2 protein-coding genes are annotated in these 1,406 nt (G+C 68.4%); both read right to left on the bottom strand.

Features of this window, described 5'->3' with window-relative positions; all coding sequences use genetic code 11:
- Positions 1–203, bottom strand: a 203-nt coding sequence (locus BT264_RS37270) for a hypothetical protein (protein WP_143155861.1), incomplete at its 3' end; no start/stop codon positions are given.
- A 28-nt stretch (positions 204–231) separates the two neighbouring features.
- On the bottom strand, positions 232–1,406 hold a 1,175-nt coding region (locus tag BT264_RS37265), incomplete at its 5' end, for an autotransporter assembly complex protein TamA (protein WP_177318463.1).

The raw sequence follows: 1,406 nt of genomic DNA, 5'->3' as shown, positions 1-1,406 counted from the left end.
GCGAGCCGCGTGCCGCGCTCGGTCGTCGCCGCGGCCAGCACGAGCCCGGCGGCCAGCACGACGAGCAGCACGGCCGTGGCGAGCGTCCACGCGACGACGCGCACCGCGCGTCCGCGGCGCGGCGCGCGCGGCGGCGCGTCGGGCGCGCCGTCGGGCGAGTCCGGATCGTGAGGCGGCGGCGTGTCGTTCGGGTCCTTCGTCATGCGGTTCGTCGTGGATGAAACGGTACGTTCAGAAAGCGATGCCGAGCGTCAGGTACGGGCGCACGCTATGGTTGCGCAACCCGTACGCGACGTCGACGTTGATCGGGCCGACGGGGCTTCGCCAGCGCGCACCGATGCCGACGCCCGGATAAAACACCTTCTCGCCCCACGCATCGGTCGCGGTGCCGATGTCGAAGAACGTCGCGGCGCCCCAGTCGCGGTTGAACCAGTGCTGGTATTCGGCGGTGCCCGTCATCAGGTACTTGGTCGGCAACACGGAGCCGGCGACGCTGTTGCCGATGCTCTGGTAACCGTAACCGCGCACCGAGTTCGAGCCGCCCGCGCGGAACAGCAGCGACGCCGGCACGCCGGTCGAGCTGCCGCTCGTGAACACGCCGCCGAGCTCCGCGCGGAACACGAACAGGTCGCGCTTGCCGATCGGCAGGTACTGCTGGCCGCGCGCGTAGCCGCGGATGAAGGTCTGGTCGGTTGCCACGCCCTTGATCGCGAAGCCGGCCTCCGCGTGGATCAGGTTGCCCGAGCGCGGAAACAGCGGATCGTCGATGTTGCGGCGCGTCCAGGCCCATTGCGGTACGAGCGCGCGGCTCGTGGTCGGCCCCGCGCCGTTCTGGTCGAGCCGGTCCTGGTAGAACATCAGCGAATACGCATAGTCGATGAACTGGCCGGTGCGCGTGCGCTGCACGCCGACCCGCGCGCTGTAGATGCGCGTGTCCGACACGTTGGTGTTCGTATACGACGCGAGCACGCTGTTGGTCCACCCTTTCTCGCCCGGCGGCATCGACAGCTGGACCTGCCCGTACTGCTGGATCTGGTCGAGCCGGCCCGACACGGTCAGCGGCCACGCGGCGCCGAACGTGTCGAGATACGTATAGGAGCCCTGCACATGCGGGCCCGTGTCGGTTGCATAGCCGACGCCGCCGCGGATGTTGTTGTACGGGAACTCGCTGACCTTCACGTGCACGGGCGTGCGCTCGGGCTTCGTCGTATCGTCGCCGACGTCGATCGCGACGCTCGCGTAGTACGGCGTGTTCTGCAACTGCCGCTGCAATTCGGTGATCCGCTGCGCGTCGTAGATCTCGCCTTCCGACAGCGGATTGACGTTCGTGACGATCTTCTCCGGATAGCGGCGCACGCCGTCGACATCGACCTTGCCGATCGTAAACGTCGGGCCGCTGTCGAACG

Source organism: Burkholderia sp. NFPP32 (genome assembly GCF_900119325.1).
Classification (GTDB): domain Bacteria; phylum Pseudomonadota; class Gammaproteobacteria; order Burkholderiales; family Burkholderiaceae; genus Burkholderia; species Burkholderia pyrrocinia_C.
This window is presented reverse-complemented; position numbering and strand designations above follow the sequence as displayed.